The sequence below is a fragment of the Faecalicatena contorta genome (assembly GCF_021531995.1).
Lineage (GTDB): Bacteria > Bacillota > Clostridia > Lachnospirales > Lachnospiraceae > Dorea_A > Dorea_A contorta_A.
The window spans coordinates 1-20,419 of record NZ_JAFBIZ010000051.1; the positions used below are offsets into that span (position 1 = coordinate 1).

The window sequence follows — 20,419 nt, forward strand, 5'->3', positions numbered from 1 at the left end:
GTAAATATTTATTGAGAATTTCTATAAAAATATCAACAACAGAGAAAGGCCTCTGATGAATTAATCATCAAAGGCCTCTTTTACCTTATCCATAAATCCTTTTTTCTTTTTTCCACCTTTGGAATCGCCCTCGGTTTCTCCCAGAGAATTGCCGCATAATTCGTCAAATCTGCGAAGTGCTTCTTTCGCTTCGTGACTTAAGTGCTCCGGTGTCTGGATCACAAATGTTACATAATGATCCCCACGAATCTGAGAATTTCTTACAGAAGGAACACCCTTTCCTTTTAAACGTACTTTGGTATCTGTCTTCGTCCCAGGCTTCACAGTATAGATCACTTCTCCGTCTACAGTCTTGATTCGGATATCCGCACCAAGAGCTGCCTGTGCAAATGTAATCGGTACAGTAGAAAAGATATGCATATCCTGACGCTGGAAGATCGGATGTCTGGAGACACTCACTTCTACCAGCAGATCTCCTCTCGGTCCTCCATTGACACCTGGTTCCCCTTTTTCACGAATGCGTACGCTCTGACCATTGTCAATACCTGCTGGAATAGATACAGAGATCTTCTTTTTATTGGCCACATATCCGGTTCCTCCACAATCCGGACACTTATCACGGACGATCTTACCACTTCCATGACAGTCCGGACAGGTCTGCACGTTCTGCACCGTTCCGAAGAAAGACTGCTGCGTATATACAACCTGGCCTTTTCCGCCGCATTTTGGGCATGTCTCCGGTGAAGTTCCCGGTTTTGCACCGGTTCCGTGACACTTCGGACATTCATCCTTTAATACAACATCCAGTTCCTTTTCACATCCGAATACCGCTTCTTCAAATGTAATTCTGACACTCTTACGGATATTCATTCCTTTCATAGGTCCCTGACTTGCACGGCCGCTTCTCCTTCCGCCGCCAAAAAGATCGCCAAAGATATCTCCAAAAATATCACTGAAGTCAGCGCCGTTAAAATCAAAGCCGCCAAATCCTCCGGCTCCGCCTGCTCCGCCTTCAAATGCCGCATGACCATACTGGTCATACTGACGACGTTTATCCGGATCACTTAAGATCGCATAAGCTTCCGAAGCCTCTTTGAACTTCCGCTCTGCTTCCGCATCGCCCGGATTCATATCCGGATGGTACTTTTTCGCCACCTGACGGTATGCTTTTTTCAATGTCGCTTCATCAGCATCTCTGCTGACACCAAGCACTTCATAGTAATCTCTTTTTGATTCTGCCATCGTTGTTCCTCTCTTTCAAAAGAAAGTCTTATACACGGAAGTTCCGCGCGACCAGGATCGGCAACCTCCCCTTGGTCCCGCGGAACATCCTCCACACTAATCTGAAGTCCGACTCATCTTAGTGTTTTAGACCTCTTTAAAATCTCCGTCTACAACATCATCTCCCTGGAATCCTTCCGGTGCCGGACCTGCTCCTGCATTGGATCCTGCTCCTGCGTCCGGTCCAGCCTGATATGCTGCACCAGCCTGCTCATACATCTTTGTGAACAGCTTCTGTGCACTTTCTGTCAATTTTTCTTTTCCGGCCTTGATCTCGGCAATCTCAGAATCTGACATGTTATCCATATTTACTTTTTCAAGTAATTCTTTTAATGCTTTGCAATCAGCTTCTACAGCGGCCTTATCAGCGCCGTCAAGCTTATCTCCTACTTCCTGCAGAGCCTTTTCTGTCTGGAATACCATAGCATCTGCTTCGTTCTTTGCATCGATTCCTTCTTTACGTTTCTTATCCTGAGCCTCAAATGCTGCAGCTTCTTTTACAGCCTTATCAATCTCGTCATCAGACATATTGGATCCTGCAGTGATCGTGATGTGCTGCTCTTTTCCGGTTCCAAGATCTTTTGCAGATACATTTACGATACCATTTGCATCGATATCAAATGTCACTTCGATCTGTGGGATTCCACGTGGAGCCGGTGCGATTCCGTCCAGTCTGAACTGTCCCAGAGACTTGTTATCTCTTGCGAACTGTCTCTCACCCTGTACAACATTGATGTCTACAGCTGTCTGATTGTCAGCTGCTGTAGAGAAGATCTGGCTCTTCTTTGTCGGGATTGTTGTATTTCTTTCAATCAGTCTTGTTGCAACACCACCCATTGTCTCAATAGACAGTGACAGCGGAGTAACATCCAGAAGAAGGATATCGCCTGCGCCTGTATCGCCGGCAAGCTTACCACCCTGAACAGATGCACCAAGTGCAACACACTCATCCGGGTTCAGAGATTTGCTTGGCTCTTTACCAGTCAGACGTTTTACTTCTTCCTGTACAGCCGGAATACGTGTTGAACCACCAACCAGAAGTACCTGGCCAAGTTCAGAAGCTGAGATACCTGCATCAGACAGAGCTCTCTGTACCGGCTCAGATGTCTTCATTACAAGATCATGTGTCAGTTCATCGAATTTCGCTCTTGTAAGGTTCATATCAAAGTGCTTCGGACCTTCTGCCGTAGCTGTGATGAACGGCAGGTTGATGTTGGTTGTTGTTGCAGAAGACAGCTCTTTCTTAGCTTTCTCTGCTGCTTCTTTTAATCTCTGAAGTGCCATCTTATCTGTAGATAAGTCAACACCTTCCTGTTTCTTGAATTCAGCGATCATGTAGTCTGTGATCTTCTGGTCGAAATCATCTCCACCAAGTCTGTTGTTACCTGCAGTAGACAATACTTCGATAACGCCGTCACCAATCTCAATAACGGATACATCGAAAGTACCGCCACCTAAATCGTATACCATGATCTTCTGTTCTTTCTCATTGTCAAGACCATACGCAAGAGCTGCAGCTGTAGGCTCGTTGATGATACGTTTTACATCAAGACCTGCAATCTTACCTGCGTCCTTGGTTGCCTGACGCTGAGCATCGTTAAAGTACGCCGGAACTGTAATAACAGCCTCTGTTACTTTTTCTCCCAGATATCCTTCTGCATCTGCTTTCAGTTTCTGAAGGATCATTGCAGAAATCTCCTGTGGAGAATACTTCTTGTCATCAATTGTTACTCTGTAATCAGAACCCATCTCTCTCTTGATAGAAGAGATTGTTCTCTCTGCATTTGTAACTGCCTGACGTTTTGCAGGTTCACCTACAAGACGCTCTCCTGTCTTTGTAAATGCCACAACGGATGGAGTTGTTCTTGCGCCTTCTGTATTGGCAATAACGGTCGGCTGTCCACCTTCCATAACTGCTACACAACTGTTTGTCGTTCCTAAGTCAATACCAATAATTTTTCCCATGATAAATATCCTCCTGATTTGATTTATTCTTGCCACTTGCTTATAATTATTAAGCTGCTTTTGGTTAATTTGCTACTTTTACCATACTGTGTCTCACAACGGAATCACGGTACATATAACCCTTCTGGAACTCTTCAGCGACGATGTTCTCGCCCAGGTTCTCATCCTCCACATGCATAACTGCATTATGGAAATTCGGGTCAAACGGCTGTCCTACCGCTTCGATAGGCTTCACCTCGATTCCTTCCAGGGTGGTGATCAGCTGTTTGTAGATCTTCTCCATCCCCTGAACAAATGGATCTTCTTTTTCTTCCTCTTTGACTGCACCCAATCCTCTTTCGAAGTTGTCAATCACCGGAAGAATCTTTTCTATGATATCTTTCGCGCCTACTTCGTACATCTGAGACTTTTCCTTTTCCGTACGCTTGCGGAAGTTATCAAACTCTGCCATGGAACGAGCGAGCCTGTCTGTCAGCTCTTCTATCTTCTCGTCCTTTTTATCTTTTTTCTTTTTGCCAAATAACTTTTTTCCGGATTTTCCGGTTTCTTTCGCTTCTTCGGAACCTTCTTCTCCGTCTTCTGCCGTAGTTTCTTCTTCCTCGCCTGTCGCTTCTTCTTCGCTGTCAGCCTCAGCTTCAACTTCAGTTTCCTGTGTCTCAGTTTCTTCTTTCGCTTCTTCCTGCTGGCCTGCTGCTTTTTTGGCTTCCTCCACAGCTTCCTTTACCATATCTTCCTGGCTTTTTTCCTGATTATTTTCCAAGGGTTATTCCACCTTTCTATTCATTTTTATGAAACATCTGATCCAGTTCATTCTGCAGACGCTTCATAGACTTTAACACATGTTCATAATCCATTCGCTTCGGTCCGATAATACCTATCGTTCCCTTCATACCGTCTCCCAATTCATAAGTCGCGGTAACTACACTGCAGTCTTTCATGTTTTGTACCGGCGTCTCATCTCCGATATATACCTGAATTCCGGTGTTTTCATCCTGCGACAGCGTCCTGGTCACCAGCTCCGTCAGCTGCTGCTTTTCCTCAAATGCACTGATAATTTCCTGTGCGCTCTGCTTGTCACTCAATTCCGGATATTTGAAGATGTTCGTTGCTCCGCTGGTATAGATCTGCATCTCTTCATCAATCTGAATCGCATCTGCAACTGCATCCAGTACATTGCCGATCACCTGACTGTGTATACCGGCCTGTTCCTTCAGCCTTGCAATCAATCCCAGATTGATCTCCTCGATAGCCATGCCATTCAGCGTAGTATTCAAAAGCATATTCAGCTTTAACAGATTCTCGTTGCTGATCGGCTCCTCGATATCAATGATCTTATTCTTGATCACATTACCGCCGAGAACAATGACCGCGATGATCTGCTCATCATCTACCATGGACAGCTGAATAAACTTGATCCGATTAGCGCTGTTCCTTGGTGTGGAAACCATCGTCGCGTAATTGGTACTGCTGGCAAGCACCTTTGCCGCCTGCTTCAGAAGCTGTTCCATCTTATCTGCCTTTTCCAGCATCTGCTCCTGCATCTCATTCAATTCATGCTCTTTTTCTTCCATCAGCATATCTACATAGAGTCTGTAGCCTTTGTCCGAAGGGATACGTCCTGCTGACGTATGAGGCTGAATGATATATCCCATCTCTTCCAGATCCGCCATCTCATTACGAATCGTAGCAGAACTGAGATTCAGATCCGTATATTTGGAAATGGTTCTGGATCCGACCGGTTCTCCTGTCTCCAGATAATTCTGAATGATCGCGTGTAGAATCTTCAGCTTCCGGTCACTGAGCTCACCTGTCAATATCATCTGTTCCTCCTCCTTTCGGTTTTCCTGTTAGCACTCTTTATTTTTGAGTGCTAACATCTTTCGAATATTAAGATAGCACTCCATTTTACGTTTGTCAACACTGTTTATACTTTTTTTACAAAACAATTTTATACCTAAAATGGGAGCAGAAAACAAGGAATTGTCAGTGATACGGTCTATGCTCCTTTCCTTTCCATGTTCGGTCGATTTCAATTACCATCAGAATATCCAATATCATATTTTTGATTGAAAAGGACGCAAAAATATACCATCAGGGCGTCGAATATCACATCTATGATGGTATCTATCTCTGCCACTGCCATTATGAACCCCTTGGCAAGTACATATAATGGGAAGCCAGTGTACCAGAAATGTACACCGCCCGGTGTACACAAAAAAATAAGAGATTGCCCTGCGACAATCCCTTATGTATATCTTCTTTCTGATTAGCTCAGTTCAATCTTTTCAGCCTCTTCCGGTTTGAAATCGTTTCTGAGATCATAGATATTATGTCCTGTAGATTCACTAAGTACTCTTCCCTCCAAGGAATAGCAGCGGATGAATCTCTTACTATCTACGGTTGACCAGTGCTCAACATCCCATGTAAGATATCCGTCTTCATCGGTTTTCTTTTCTTTCAGATACAGATCCACCTGACGTCCGTCCTTCATAATCTGAATCAGGCCATCTGTTCCTGCTATCTCTACTTCTTCTTTTTTAACTGTGTCATAAATCTTCATTTTGTTTCCTCCTTAAACTGTTCCTGCTTCGCATTATATTACGTTCAGCATTCCCCATAATTGCTCTGTAACGATTATACCTTTTATAATAAGAAAACACAAGAAAAGTCTTTCATTTTATTACAGCAAATCCTTTCTGCCTGATCTACGCTTTTCTCTTCAGATATTCCATCCACTCCCGGATATTCTTCTCATGCCCATTCTCACTTGGCTCATAAAAAACCTCATCCTGAATTTCGTCCGGAAGGTACTGCTGCTTCACATAATGGTTCGGATAATCGTGTGCATACTGATATCCCACTCCATGTCCCAGATTCTTAGACCCCTTATAATGTGCGTCCTGAAGATGTACCGGAACAGTCGTCTTCTTCTGCCTGACACATTCCATCGCTCCAAAGATCGCATTGGTTGCAGAATTACTCTTCGGAGCTGTCGCTACGTACAATACAGCCTGTGAAAGAATGATCTGTGCTTCCGGCATACCGATCCGTTCCACTGCCTGTGCCGCAGATACCGCTACCGTAAGTGCCATAGGATCTGCATTTCCCACATCTTCCGAAGCACAGATCATGATCCTCCTGGCGATAAACTTGATATCTTCTCCTGCATACAGCATTTTTGCAAGATAATACACCGCTGCATCCGGATCTGATCCACGCATACTTTTGATAAATGCTGAGATGGTATCGTAATGATTGTCTCCTGTCTTATCATAACGGACTACCCGCTTCTGAATACACTCGGAAGCCACTTCCAGTGTCAGATGAATCTTTCCGTCTTCACTTCTTGGTGTCGTAAGAATTCCAAGCTCGACCGCGTTCAATGCATTTCTGGCATCTCCACCCGAGATGTCCGCCAGAAACTCCATCGCATCGTCCTCGATCACTGCCTGATAGCTTCCCATTCCTTTTTCTACATCATACACCGCCCGGTGTAAAAGCGTCTTTATATCTTCTTTTTCCAGTGGATGCAGTTCAAAGATACTGGAGCGTGAGATCAAAGCACCGTTTACTTCGAAGTAGGGATTCTCCGTAGTTGCTCCGATCAGAATGATCGTTCCATCCTCTACAAAGGGCAAAAGATAATCCTGCTGACTTTTATTAAATCTGTGAATCTCATCCACAAACAGAATTGTCTTCTTATGATACATTCCCTGTAGTTCTTTTGCCTTACTGACCACCTCTTCCATGTCCTTTTTTCCCGCAACCGTTGCATTGATCTGGGTGAACTCTGCACTGGTAGTATGCGCGATCACTTTTGCGAGTGTTGTCTTTCCGGTTCCCGGTGGACCATAAAAGATGACCGAGCTTAACTTATCAGCCTTGATCGCGCGATACAGAAGCTTGTCCTTTCCAATGATATGCTGCTGCCCTACCACTTCATCCAGAGTCGTTGGACGAAGTCTTGATGCCAGCGGCGCTTCCTTTTCCATATTCTTCTCTCTCATATAATCAAATAAATCCATCTTCTTTCCCTCGTCCCTTCTAACACTCACAGATGTCCCGGATGACTTCTCCCGCAATCAGAAGTCCTGCAACCGGAGGAACAAAAGACACACTTCCCGGAACTGAACGCCTCTGTCCCTTCTCTTCTCCACTGTTCCTTCCCGAAGTATCCACCGGCTTTTCTTTCGAATACAATACCTTCAAATGATAGATTCCCCTTGTCTTCAATTCTTTTCGAATCACCTTACACAGCGGACATACCGAAGTCTTGCTGATGTCTGTGATCTCAAACATCTCTGCGTGCAGCTTATTCCCCGTTCCCATACAGGCTATGATCGGGATCTCATCTGCTTTGGCTCGTTCCGCCAGTGCAAGCTTAGCGGTTACAGTGTCAATCGCATCCACGATATAATCCGGCTGTTCCGTGAAGATCTCTTCCATATTCTCCGGAAGCACAAATGTCTCATGCGTCACTACTTCTGTCTGCGGACAGATATCCTGGATTCTTGCTTTCATTACCTGCGTCTTATACTGCCCGACCGTACTGTGATACGCAATAGACTGCCGGTTAATATTTGTCAGAGAAACCGTATCATTATCCACCAGAATCAGCCGTCCCACCCCGCTTCGTGCAAGAGCCTCAATACAATGGGAGCCGACTCCGCCGACTCCCAGTACCATCACCGTACTTTTTCTCAGCCGATGAATCCCTTCCGCTCCGATCAACAGCTCCGTTCTTGAAAATTCATTTACCATATTTTTGCCTTTCATCTATATCATCTACTCTAATATCAGCTGATCTACCGTTACAAATTCAAATCCTTTTTTCTGCAGCAGATCTACAATGCGAAGTGCCGCATCTACGCTCGATTCATAACAATCGTGCATTAAGATAATATCATTTTCCTCTGCTTCCGTCACTACTTTATTTACAATTTCATCGACGTTCTCTGTCGTCCAGTCCAACGGATCAATCGTCCACATAACCGGCATGACCTCGATCTCCAGTTCCAGATCCCTCTGCCACAATCCAAACGGTGGCCGCATATACTCCACATGCTCCCCTGTGATAGAACTGATGACCTGGTCTGTCAGTTCTATCTCCTCTCTTGCCTCCTCATCCGATACTTTCGTAATCTCTACATGATGATAGGTGTGATTGCCAATCAGATGCCCTTCTTCATACTCTCTCTTTACCAGATCCGGATACATCTCTGCATTCTCTCCGATCAGGAAAAATGTAGCTTTGACTCCTCTTTCTTTCAGTCCATCCAGAAGCCTTCCCGTGCATTCCGCACTTGGCCCGTCATCAAATGTAATCGCAATCTGCGGTGCCTCTTCGACCACGGAGGAAGCTACATATTGAACAGCCTCTCCGATTGTCTCTTCCTGTGTACGTCCATCTGCACTCCCTTCCATATACTCGGGGCTCAGTAATATCTCCCATATCTGAGACAGGCAGAACAAGCCGCCTGCGATACATACCATACATAATATCCCAATTCCACCATCGATTCTGCACTTCATGAACTCCTTTTTCCCTCCTGCATACTGCTGATCCTTGATACCCGGATCTCCCGGCGGCAATTCCGGCTACCTTATATATTATGAAGTCATTCAAATGCTTATGAACACATTGCATTATATATGCTATAATGCTATAATACCTCGTGTTGTTCAGGACAAATAATTCAGGAGGAATCAATTATGACCGAAACACACCCCAAAGAAAACAAGATGGGAACGATGCCTGTTCCAAAGCTTCTGATCTCTATGTCACTGCCCATGATGATCTCCATGCTGGTACAGGCCCTTTATAATATCGTAGACAGTATGTTCGTTGCAAAATTAAGCGAAGATGCTCTGACCGCCGTCTCACTGGCCTTTCCGGTCCAGAATCTGATGATCGCCGTTGCCGCAGGTACCGGTGTCGGTATCAATGCGCTGCTATCGCGTAATCTGGGAGAAAAGAACTTTGAAGGCGCTAACAAAGCTGCCCGAAACGGCATCTTTCTTGCCATTGTCAGCTGCATCTTATGTGCACTGCTTGGCACCGTCGGCTCACACTTTTTCTTTGCCATGCAGACAGACAATACAACGATCGTTACATATGGAACACAATATATGCAGATCATCACTCTTTTTTCCTGCGGAATCTTTCTTCAGGTTACCTTTGAGCGACTGCTTCAGTCCACCGGAAAGACCATCTACAGCATGATCACGCAGGGAACCGGCGCCATCATCAACATTATACTGGATCCTATTCTGATCTTCGGGCTGTACGGGTTTCCAAGACTGGAAGTTGCCGGGGCCGCCATCGCAACCATCTTCGGTCAGATGATCGCAGTAACCATGTCCCTTTTCTTTAATTTAAGAAAGAACAAAGAGATCAACATCAACTTAAAAGGATTTCGTCCGGATTCCAGAATCATTAAAGTCATCTATGAAGTCGGTATTCCTTCCATCATCATGCAGTCCATCGGCTCTGTCATGACCTTTGGAATGAACAAGATCCTTTTGATGTTCTCTTCCACTGCAGCTGCCGTATTCGGTGTATACTTCAAGCTTCAGAGCTTCATCTTTATGCCGGTGTTCGGACTAAATAATGGAATGATCCCAATCATTGCCTACAACTACGGTGCAAGGAACAAAAAACGAATCATTCAAACCGCAAAGATCAGCATTCTGACTGCCATCTCCATCATGCTGATCGGACTGATCATCTTCCAGATCTTCCCGGAATTCCTGCTCCGGAATCTCTTTGATGCATCCGATACCATGCTTGCGATCGGTGTGCCTGCACTCAGGATCATCAGCTTAAGCTTCCTGTTCGCAGGATACTGTATCGTAGCCGGTTCTATCTTCCAGGCCCTGGGCAACGGAGTCTACAGCCTGATTGTCTCTGCCGCAAGACAGTTGATGATCATCCTGCCGGCTGCATACATATTTGCAAAAGTGTTCGGATTACACGCCGTATGGTGGGCGATCCCGATTGCAGAGATCGCATCCTTGACACTGTCGACTGTATTATTAAGACGCATCTATCAGAAAAAGGTAAAGCCGTTGTAGGCTTTACCTTTTTTTCCCCGGAACCCATTTTCCGTTCTCATCTACATAGTATCTGTCATTATCCACCCATTCACTTCTTGCCATGACTCCGTCTGCTTTCAGATAGTAATTACCTACCCACTTGCCGGTCACTTTCTTTCCACTTGTATCAAAGTAATAATAATCCTCGCCAATCAGCTGCCAGCCCGTTGCCATCGCTCCGCTGTTCTTCAGGTAATAGGTATCATCCAGCCATTCGCTCTCATACATGATTCCGGTTGTCGGATCAAAGTAATACCAGGAACTTCCGGACTTCATCCAGCCCGTTGCTTTTGCTCCGCTGCTCTGGAAGTAATACCATTTGCCATCGATTTTTTGCCAGCCCGTCGCCATTGCTCCGCCGGATTTCAGATAGTAGGTATTCTCCAACCACTCATTTTCGTACATAACTCCTGTATCTGAAGCAAGGTAATACCATTTGCCGCCGGATTTCAGCCAGCCTTTTTTCATCGCTCCGCTGGAAGTAAAATAAAACCAGTGATTCTGATATTGATACCATCCCGTAACCATATATCCTTTTGAATTAAAAGCATATTCTTTTCCATCAATCATCCAGATTCCATCTTTTGCATATCCGGATCCTTCAAATGCATACCACCATCCTGTACTGTCTTTTTTCCAGGTTCCTGCCTGTTCCGGGTGTATCTGGAATTCCGTATTCTTACTTGGCGATATAATTCGAAAATAAGAAAATCCGTTGCTGACCACGTTAACTGTTCCGGTAGAACTGTCATACTGCGCATCTAATTTCTCGATACTTCCGTCTGCTTTTATATGTTCAACATAAATATCATCTGCATTTTCCCCTTCTTGCAACGTATATGGAAGGCTAATATAGACCTTTCCTTTTTCAAAATCTGTAACCTTCTGATCTCCTGCTGTTATGCTGAACTGATATGTTGGGGCTTCACTTCCTAATTCTTCTGCCTCTTCATCACTTAATCTTCTTGCAATCACATTCAGATCCTGACCTGTTGTCTGAGCAAGCGTACTTAACACCTCTCTGTCAAATGTCAGTTCTGCTACTTTTCCATCCAGTGTCATCTGAGTAGTAGCCGTCTGATCAAGTATATGGTTCAATGATGCCTCCGGTATTTGTACGGAATAATTGGAATCAGACGTATTTCCTGTGACATCTATCGTAAGGTTAGAATCAAACCACAGATAAGGATTTTTCATATACGTCTCCTTTTCCTGTTCCTGCTTTTCTTCCAAAGCTACTTTTAATGTATTTTCATCTAATACAAAGTCTCCCGAAACCGCATCCTGTTCTAATGTTACAGTACTCTTTACTTTTACATCCTCGATGGTAACGTCAAGTATATATTCTCTCTCAAGTTCTCCCAGACTGTTTTCCACGCCTATTTTAATTTTTGTATTTCCCGGACCTTTTGCCTGTATGGAAACCTCTCCTGCTTCCATCTTTAGTTTCGTTCCATTCAACGTGTCAATCCATGCCTTCACATCATCTCCCGTTGTAATACTGACTCTGTCATTGTAGATCGAATTGCCATTTCCCAGCCCATCATCAATACTGATAACAAGTGTGTGGTCTGTTTCTCCCTGCTGCAGTTTTAGCAACGTCTTTGCCCCACTGATCATCCAGTGACTTAGCCCTGCATATTCTCCAATGACTTCAATGACAACTCCTCCCAGTGATCCTCCCGGAAGTTCATCTCCATATAATTCTTCCAAAAGATCATTGGCGATTTTATCCAGAAGATTCTCTCGTTCCGTCTGATTAATCTCAAAACTATATGGAATCGTCGTTGTGTTGCCTTCAAGCCCTACTACTGCTATATCAGTAAGATAATATGCGACATCAACGAAAGCCCCCACCTTACTGAATTCGATAAGTTCAAGTGCCGAGAAAAACCATATCGTTATGCTCAGCTCAAATTCCACATAACCTCCCGGTGCCAACTCGTCAATCTGTCTCTTGAAATCATCACCATAGGTCGCACTGTCAATTGGGAGCCATGCTTCTTTTTCTTTATATCTGATTACTTTATACTGCTCTGATCTGTTGATGCCGAATGTCAGATTGTATATAGACTTATCGGAAACATTTTCCAGCCTGAATTTCACCGTATAATCTTCTCCCCGCTTAACCGCGTCATCTGCCGTAATAGTCATATGAAGTGCACTGCCGGCATACACTTTAATCGGAGTATCTGTCGTGTATTTCTGTTGAATCTGTTCCCCATAAGGCATCGTTACCGCACTTACATCTGCTGATATATTATATTCTCCTTCTTCATCTCCCCGTACATACCATTGTGCAGATTTTGTACTTTCATACCCTATGGTTCCAAGTTCCTGTGTCGCACTCTGAGTTCCGGATGTCATATCTGCCAGAGAAAGTCCCTGTGGAAGATTTAAAGTTGCTGCAACCTGTTCAAGTGTATCTGTATTTGAATGATTCATAACAACCAGTTCTACCTTATACATCTCCTTCAGCCAGTGTGCCTCTCCATAGATCACAAGTGCAAAACTTTCTGTAATCGGAAATATTCCAATCTTATATTCTGTACCTTGTGCCTGGTTTCCAACTGTAAAAAAGCTTCCTCTGTCATCTGATACAATTTCATTTTTCTCGTTTTTAATCACAATATAAGGCAGTTCGTACGTTTCAAATCCTGCGACAAAAGATAATGTAGTTTTGAACCGATAAACATGCTCATTACCCTCTGCATCCGGGTCTATACCAGCCTCAATAATCTCATCCCGGGTCATTTCTGTTGTTGTAAGACTTCCACTCATGATACTGCCTTTTGTTAACCCGATTGTATTTTCTATAACTCCGCCAGACGCTTCAATTGCCACGGTTCGTACAAGATATCCCTCTGCGCATACACTTACAGTATATCTTCCATTTGGCAAGATACAGCTTATCTTCCCGTCGGATCCCGTTTTTCTGACATCCGTTATATCATCTTTATTGATGGATATCTCCGCTCCGGTAATCGATGCAAGAGAGGATGCATCACATATATTTAATTCCAACCTTGAATACACATTATGATTCTGCGTAATTTCGATCACTTCTATCTGCCTGGAAATTGTACCGATGTTTCCGCTGGCATCTGTAACAGAAAGCATAATAGTATAATTTCCGGCCACTGTATATACATGGCTTACCTCTTTCCCTTCCGCACTTGATCCATCTCCAAAGTCCCACTGATAAGAAGCAATCTTATCGTTATCCGTAGATGCCGATGCAGTCAATGAAATTTCCTCGTTGACTTCTGCATATTTCATGTTATCCGGTCCTATGACCGCAACCGGATTTTCCTGATCTGATGACACTGCAGTAACTTCAGTCACTTCACTGTATGTCATACGATCATAAACGTCAACCGCAGCCAGCTTATAATAGTATGTCTGGGATGAACCCGTAAAAGACAATGTATCCTGATATGTATATGTATTCACAGATAAATTCTTTACCAATTGAAAATTTTCATTATCTATAGAACGATATAATCTGAATCCAACCAGATAATCCATACTTCCATTATACTCCCAGCTCAGGGATACACTCTTATGGCCCGACGGCGCAGCAGTAAGAACCGGTGATGCAGGCGGATCCACCTTTCCGACCACATATCCTTCATAATATATAGTCGCATTTCCAAGACATGTATTGTCAGTGCCGACTGAAATCTGTTTCCATTGTTCTTCTGTTCCTCCATAATAGACATCTTTCAGATTATCACAACCTTCAAAGGAACGATTTCCGATAGATATGACAGACACTGGTATCAGAATTGCAAAATCCGATTTTAAGTTCCTAAAAGCATCATCCAGTATCTTTTCCGTTCCTTCCTCTAATACGATCTTCCTCAGGTTATCGCATTCTTCAAACCAGTAACCTCCGCCATATATTACACTTTTTGGTATTGTAATCTCTGTCAGATTATCACAATTATAGAACGCCTTTCCCTCTATTTCTTCCAAATGAGCCGGCAGGCTGATTTCTGCTAATTCTATACAGTTCCCAAACACATACTCCTGGATTTCTTTGATACTGTCCGGAAGCTGTATTGTTGTTATCCCGCTTTCTTTAAATAAGTACTGTGGTATTATTTCCATTTCCTCTTCTAATGTTACATTTTCCAGGTTACTGCAACCATAAAATGGACCTTGGTAATCACTTCCATAATATTTCGTATTCACAGTTGTCAACGTCTTGGGAAGTTTTATACTTGTTAAACCTGTACAGTTTCCAAATACAAGCCCTGTCAATGTGGTTAATTGTTCTGACATAGTGACTTCTTCTAATTCCGTACAGTTCCAAAAAGCAAAAGCCTTGATTTCTTTAACACTGTCCGGAATCTGTATTTCTGCTATTCCACTTTTTGCAAATAGATACTGCGGTATTGTTTCAGCTCCTTCTTCAATTGTTACATTTTTCAGGTTACTGCAATCATAAAATGGGCCTTGATCATTATATGAATAATATACGGTTTTTACAGTTGTTAATGTCTTGGGAATCTCTATGCTCGTTAAACCTGTACACTTCCCAAATGCTAGCCCTGTCAGAGTTATCAATTCTTTTGATAACTTTACTTCTTCCAATGCTGTACAATTCCAGAATGCTCTTTCTCCGATTTCTTTTACACTGTCTGGCAGATGTATCACTTTGATTCCACTTTCTGCTAACAGATAATATGGTATTACTTCAATTCCCTCTTCTAATGTTACATTCTCCAAGTTGCTACACCCATAAAATGGGCCTTGATCATTATATGAATAATATACGGTTTTTACGGTTGTTAATGTCTTGGGAATCTCTATACTCGTTAAGCCTGTACACTTCCCAAATGCCAGCCCTGTCAGAGTTGTCAAAGTATTCGGAAGTTTAACACTTTTTATTTTTGTACAATTCCAGAATGCCTTGGAACTAATTTCTGTGATTCCCTCTTCTATCACAACTTCTGTGATATCCATGTTACCGCTAAATGCACCTTCCTTGATTGTGCCTTCTCCACTGATTATCAATTTGCCATCTGCAAATACCCAATTCACACCATCACCGCAAGCTCCAATTGCTTCCGTTTCCAGATCTCCCCACTCACACAAAAAAACATCCGCAGAAAACCGACCGTCATTCCACTGTCCAGAAGTATATTTTTCATAAAACATTCCATAATGTTCACTGGAACTATTGGGTTCTCCATTTGCCCAGTTTGTATATATAGCAGGTTCACCTGTCACCCACTGATAATTATTCGTTTCCACCAGATCACTCAAACCAAACATGGCACTTGCATATCCGGCATCTGTCATAAGCTGATACAAATAATCATTTTCCCCCTGGTTTGCAATTGTAGCCAAATAGCCACCCAGAGATTCACAATACTCTTCTGCTTCACTCCAGGTATAATTATTTCTCGGAAAGACATAATAATAATGTCCATTATAAGTTCCGGCATTTTCTGGAATACTTGTATTTTCCATTGATACCTCAACTCTTTCATTTTCAAAGACTTCCGTAGAAGTGTTTTGAGACTCTATATTTCCCATATCCTCCAGAGCATCCTGTTGTTCTATTTCCTGCTGCTGTTCCGTCTCTATTTCCTGCTGCTGTTCCGTCTCTTGACTTATAACTTCTTCTCGTACCTCTTCCTGATTATCCTCCTGCACTAACGTGTCGCCATCATTCTCATTTGCCAACACAGGAAGAATATTAGTTGTGCAAAGGCTCAGGATACAGGTAATTGCAATCAATCTTTTCTTCATAACCTGTCCTCTAACTCTCCCAGAATAACACTTTATTCTTATATATCACTTTTCATTCATTCTCATGCACAACAAGAGATAAAAGAAAATCGTCTCTTCTATCTCTTGCTCTTTAATTCATCATATAATAACTAATGCCACATTATTGTCTTCGAAGTCTTCTGACACACGTACTGAAAATATACGATTTACAATCGATACTGATATAAGTAAAAATGCATTACTTTTCTTCTTTATCATAATCGACCTCCAGTATATATTAAATTGTAACTTCCTATTCAGAATAATCTATCTCGTTTTCCCCGGAACCCATTTTCCGTTCTCATCTACATAGTATCTGTCATTATCCACCCATTCACTTCTTGCCATAACTCCGTCTGCTTTCAGATAGTAATTACCTAACCACTTGCTGGTCACTTTCTTTCCGCTTGTATCGAAATAATAATAATCTTCGCCAATCAGCTGCCAGCCCGTCGCCATCGCTCCACTACTCTTCAGATAATAGGTATCGTCCAGCCATTCACTCTCATACATGATTCCGGTTGCAGGATCAAAATAGTACCATACATTACTTATTTTCTGCCAGCCCGTCACTTTCTTTCCATTGCTGTTCAGATAATACCAGCCTTCTTCCAGTTCCAGCCAGCCCGTTGCCATCGCTCCGTCTTTCTGTAGATAATAGACATCATCAATCCACTTATTTGCCTGCATGATTCCTGTCTGCTCATCCAGATAGTACCATTTACTTCCAGATTTTACCCAGTCGGTTACTCTGACACCGCTGCTGTTCAGGTAATACCAGCCTTCTTCCAGTTCCAGCCAGCCCGTTGCCATCGCTCCACCGCTCTTCAGGTAATAGCTCTTTCCATCCAGTTCCAACCACTGCTCTTCATACATGATTCCGGTTGCAGGGTCAAAATAGTACCAGGTGTTTTTAATCTTCTGCCAACCGGTCACACGATATCCGGAAGCATTAAAGTAATACCAGCTTCCGTCAATTTCCATCCAGCAACTCGTCGGATAAGTTCCATCCGGATTCTCATACCACCATCCTTTGGAATTCTGTTTCCACTCACTGCACGGTAATTTCGGAATGCTCTGCGTCTCTTTATTGCCACATTTCTGGCATACTCTTTCTTTACTTCCCTCTTCAGAAGTTGTCGCTTCTTTTACAATCGTCCACTCTCCATAAGAATGTCCTGTTGCTTTGATCTCTTCTGTTTTAGTCTCCCTGCATCCGGTACAGGTGTATGTTCTTTCTCCTGTTTCCGTACAGGTCGGCTCTTTTGTTACCTTTCCTGCATCCCATGTGTGCTCTGTTTCACCAGGCTTCTCAAGCACAATAAATGTAAAATCATTCTCTTTTGCATACGTCTCCGCCGCCGTACCTGCATATCCATAGATTGAAAAATTCTCAACTTTACTGCCTATACCTCTAATATCGAGATACCCAAAAGCAAAATTTCCTATTTCTTTCACATTCTCAGATATTGTAACCGAATGCAAATTCCAACAGTTAATAAATGCACCACTTCCTATCAAGGATACTTGTTTTCCAATGGTAATCTTAGATATTTCACATCCAGAAAATGCTCCCATCTCAATATACACCACACGATCCGGAATTACATATTCTCCGGTTTTTCCAGCCGGACAACATATTAATTTATCCTGGGATTTATTATACAATACGCCATCCTTTGAAGAATAATATTGATTATCTGAATCTACCTCAATCGATGTTAAATTGCTGCAATACTCAAACGCACTTACACCAATGCAAGTTATACAAGCTGGAACCTCCACACTGCACATATTCTTCTCAAACAATGCATAATCAGCTACTTTAGTTACTATTCTATCTTCAATCATGGATGGAATCTTAAGATTATCTTCTGAGCCCGAATAATCAGTAATAGCAATTGTACCATCATCCAAAATAGTGTAATGCCAGTTATCATATTCACCTGAATTTACAGTCTCTTCTTTCTGTTCTTCTATAGCAATTTCTTTTTCTTGTAATTCTCTTTCCTGTCCATCCGCTGCATATACCGGCATCATACTATTCAGCAGCAAGGCTACAACAATTAATAATGCACTTACTCTCTTATTTTTCATAATTAACCTCCAATATAGCAATTGATTCAACATAAAATATTAAATCTTTTATTTCGTCTTTCCCGGGACCCATTTTCCATTTTCATCTACATAATACTTGCCATTGTCTACCCATTCGCTTCTCGCCATGACACCATCGGCTTTGAGATAATAATTACCTACCCATTTATTGGTAACTTTCTTTCCATTTGCATCGAAATAGTAATAATTACTTCCTATCAACTGCCATCCCGTTGCCATCGCTCCACCTGACTTCAGATAATATGTATTCTGCAGCCACCTGCTTTCATACATAACACCGGTAGAAATATCAAAGTAATACCATACATTATTAATCTTTTGCCAGCCGGTCACTTTTGCTCCACTGTTGCTCAGGTAATACCATTTACTTCCAATCTGAAGCCAACCGATCGCCATGGTTCCATCCTGATTTACATAATAAGTATTATCGATCCATTTACTTATCTGCATAATTCCCGTCTGTTTATCCAGGTAATACCATTTATTTCCGGACTTCTGCCAGCCAGTCAGTTTCTTTCCACTACTGCTCAGATAGTACCATCCTTCACTTAATTTCAGCCAGCCCGTTGCCATTGCTCCATTATCTTTTACATAATAGGTATTGTCGATCCATTTACTTGCCTGCATGATTCCCTGGGAATCAAAATAATACCATACATTTTTTATATTCTGCCAGCCAGTTACACGATAGCCGAATACATTAAAATAATACCAGCATCCATCTATCTGTTTCCAACAGCTAACCGGATACGTTCCATCTGTATTCTCATACCACCAGCCCTGAGAATCCCGTTTCCACCCACCATTCGTTAACTTTGGAATACTCCGAGTCTCTTTATTACCGCACTTCTGACAAATACGCTCTTTAGTTCCCTGAGCCGCAGTTGTTGGTTCTTTCGTGATTGTCCATTCTCCATATACATGTCCCGTAGCCTTAATCGTTTCTGTCTTGGTAGCTCCACATATCACACAGGTATTTGTTCTGACTCCATCTGTTGTACAGGTAGGAGGCGCTGTAATATTGGAAGTATATGAATGAACATGTCCTTGTGTACCATATGAAAATTTTACTGTTCCAAGTCCATAATCTATTCCATTATGATATGCCACAACGGTAACTTCATTCTCTCCTTCTATTAGGTACTCCATTGGGATTGTTGCAATAAATCCTTCTTGACCTGTTGGATATCCCGGATAAGCTGCTGCTACATCTTTTCTTTCTTCTCTTGGGACATTCATTATATGGCCATTTACCCATGCAGTTACGTGAGTAATTTCTCCCTTCATCAATGCCCAACCTTTTATTTGAACATTTCCAGAAACAAAATCACCCGGTTGTGGTGACTCAATTGCACATTTCCATTCCAAAGCTTCTGGCGAATTAGGATCTGCATCATAATAAAATTTGACACTTCCAAATCCATAATCTATTCCATTATGATACGCTGCCATGATAATTTCATTTTCTCCTTCTACAAGATATTCTTGCGGGACGGTTGCAGTAAATCCTTCCTGCCCCGTGGGATATCCTGGATATATTGCTGCTATATCTTTTCGCTCTTCTCTTGAAACATTAAATGCATGTCCATTTACCCACGCAGTTATGTGAGTAATCTCTCCCTTCATCAATGCCCAACCTTTTATTTGAACATTTCCAGTGGAAAACCTTTCTCCTTGTTGCGGTGATTCTATCGCACATTTCCATTCCAAGGCTTCCGGAGAATTCTCATCCATTGTATAAATAAATTTTACTGTTCCAATTCCATAATCTATTCCATTATGATATGCCGCAATGGTAACCTCATTTTCTCCTTCTATTAAATATTCTGTCGGGATTGTTGCAATAAATCCCTCTTGACCTGTTGGATATCCCGGATAAGCTGCTGCTACATCTTTTCTTTCTTCTCTTGGGACATTCATTGTATGACCATTTACCCATGCAGTAATATTTGTGATATCGCCTTTCATCAATGCCCAACCTTTTATTTGAACAGTATTTGTATAGCTTGCTCCATTTTGCGGAGAATCAATATAGCATCTCCATCCCAGAGCTTCTGGCGAATTAGGATCTGAATCTGGTGAATATGCTTCCGCTCCAGGCCATTTAATATATTTAATATAAGAATAATTTCCACCAAGCCATCCTGTACTACAATATTCACTCCAAGTATAATAT

General features: G+C 42.5%; 11 protein-coding genes and 1 pseudogene. 1 reads left to right on the top strand and 11 read right to left on the bottom strand.

From position 1 onward, the window contains the following. Positions 1–60 precede the first annotated feature (60 nt). From dnaJ to JQM82_RS08375, 8 genes are all read right to left on the bottom strand, one after another. Positions 61–1,242, bottom strand: a complete 1,182-nt coding sequence (dnaJ, locus tag JQM82_RS08340) for a molecular chaperone DnaJ (protein ID WP_235249668.1) — start codon at positions 1,240–1,242, stop codon at positions 61–63. A gap of 126 nt (positions 1,243–1,368) precedes the next feature. Beyond that, positions 1,369–3,246, bottom strand: coding sequence for a molecular chaperone DnaK (dnaK, locus tag JQM82_RS08345; RefSeq protein ID WP_235249669.1), 1,878 nt, complete (start codon positions 3,244–3,246; stop codon positions 1,369–1,371). 64 nt (positions 3,247–3,310) lie between these two features. Beyond that, positions 3,311–3,973, bottom strand: coding sequence for a nucleotide exchange factor GrpE (gene grpE / locus JQM82_RS08350; RefSeq protein ID WP_420370607.1), 663 nt, complete (start codon positions 3,971–3,973; stop codon positions 3,311–3,313). Between the two features lie 49 nt (positions 3,974–4,022). After that, positions 4,023–5,066, bottom strand: coding sequence for a heat-inducible transcriptional repressor HrcA (gene hrcA, locus JQM82_RS08355; protein WP_235249672.1), 1,044 nt, complete (start codon positions 5,064–5,066; stop codon positions 4,023–4,025). A 446-nt stretch (positions 5,067–5,512) separates the two neighbouring features. Beyond that, on the bottom strand, positions 5,513–5,806 hold the full coding sequence (locus tag JQM82_RS08360; protein WP_235249673.1) for a hypothetical protein: 294 nt from the start codon (positions 5,804–5,806) through the stop codon (positions 5,513–5,515). 145 nt (positions 5,807–5,951) lie between these two features. After that, positions 5,952–7,271, bottom strand: coding sequence for a replication-associated recombination protein A (locus JQM82_RS08365; RefSeq protein WP_235249674.1), 1,320 nt, complete (start codon positions 7,269–7,271; stop codon positions 5,952–5,954). A gap of 19 nt (positions 7,272–7,290) precedes the next feature. Then, positions 7,291–8,007: a tRNA threonylcarbamoyladenosine dehydratase gene (locus JQM82_RS08370; RefSeq protein ID WP_235249678.1), complete on the bottom strand. Its 717-nt coding sequence runs from the start codon at positions 8,005–8,007 to the stop codon at positions 7,291–7,293. A 24-nt stretch (positions 8,008–8,031) separates the two neighbouring features. Further along, positions 8,032–8,670, bottom strand: coding sequence for a polysaccharide deacetylase family protein (locus JQM82_RS08375; protein WP_235249680.1), 639 nt, complete (start codon positions 8,668–8,670; stop codon positions 8,032–8,034). A 288-nt stretch (positions 8,671–8,958) separates the two neighbouring features. On the opposite strand from JQM82_RS08375, the gene JQM82_RS08380 reads away from it, so the two are divergent. Further along, positions 8,959–10,320: an MATE family efflux transporter gene (locus JQM82_RS08380; protein ID WP_235249675.1), complete on the top strand. Its 1,362-nt coding sequence runs from the start codon at positions 8,959–8,961 to the stop codon at positions 10,318–10,320. A 3-nt stretch (positions 10,321–10,323) separates the two neighbouring features. On the opposite strand, the gene JQM82_RS08385 is transcribed toward JQM82_RS08380, so the two are convergent. The 3 genes and pseudogenes from JQM82_RS08385 to JQM82_RS08395 all read right to left on the bottom strand — a co-directional run. Then, on the bottom strand, positions 10,324–16,104 hold the full coding sequence (locus tag JQM82_RS08385) for a leucine-rich repeat protein (protein ID WP_235249676.1): 5,781 nt from the start codon (positions 16,102–16,104) through the stop codon (positions 10,324–10,326). Between the two features lie 288 nt (positions 16,105–16,392). After that, positions 16,393–18,222, bottom strand: a complete 1,830-nt coding sequence (locus JQM82_RS08390; RefSeq protein ID WP_235249677.1) for a leucine-rich repeat protein — start codon at positions 18,220–18,222, stop codon at positions 16,393–16,395. A 48-nt stretch (positions 18,223–18,270) separates the two neighbouring features. Beyond that, positions 18,271–20,419 (bottom strand): annotated as a pseudogene (locus tag JQM82_RS08395) (hypothetical protein); the annotation flags it as partial.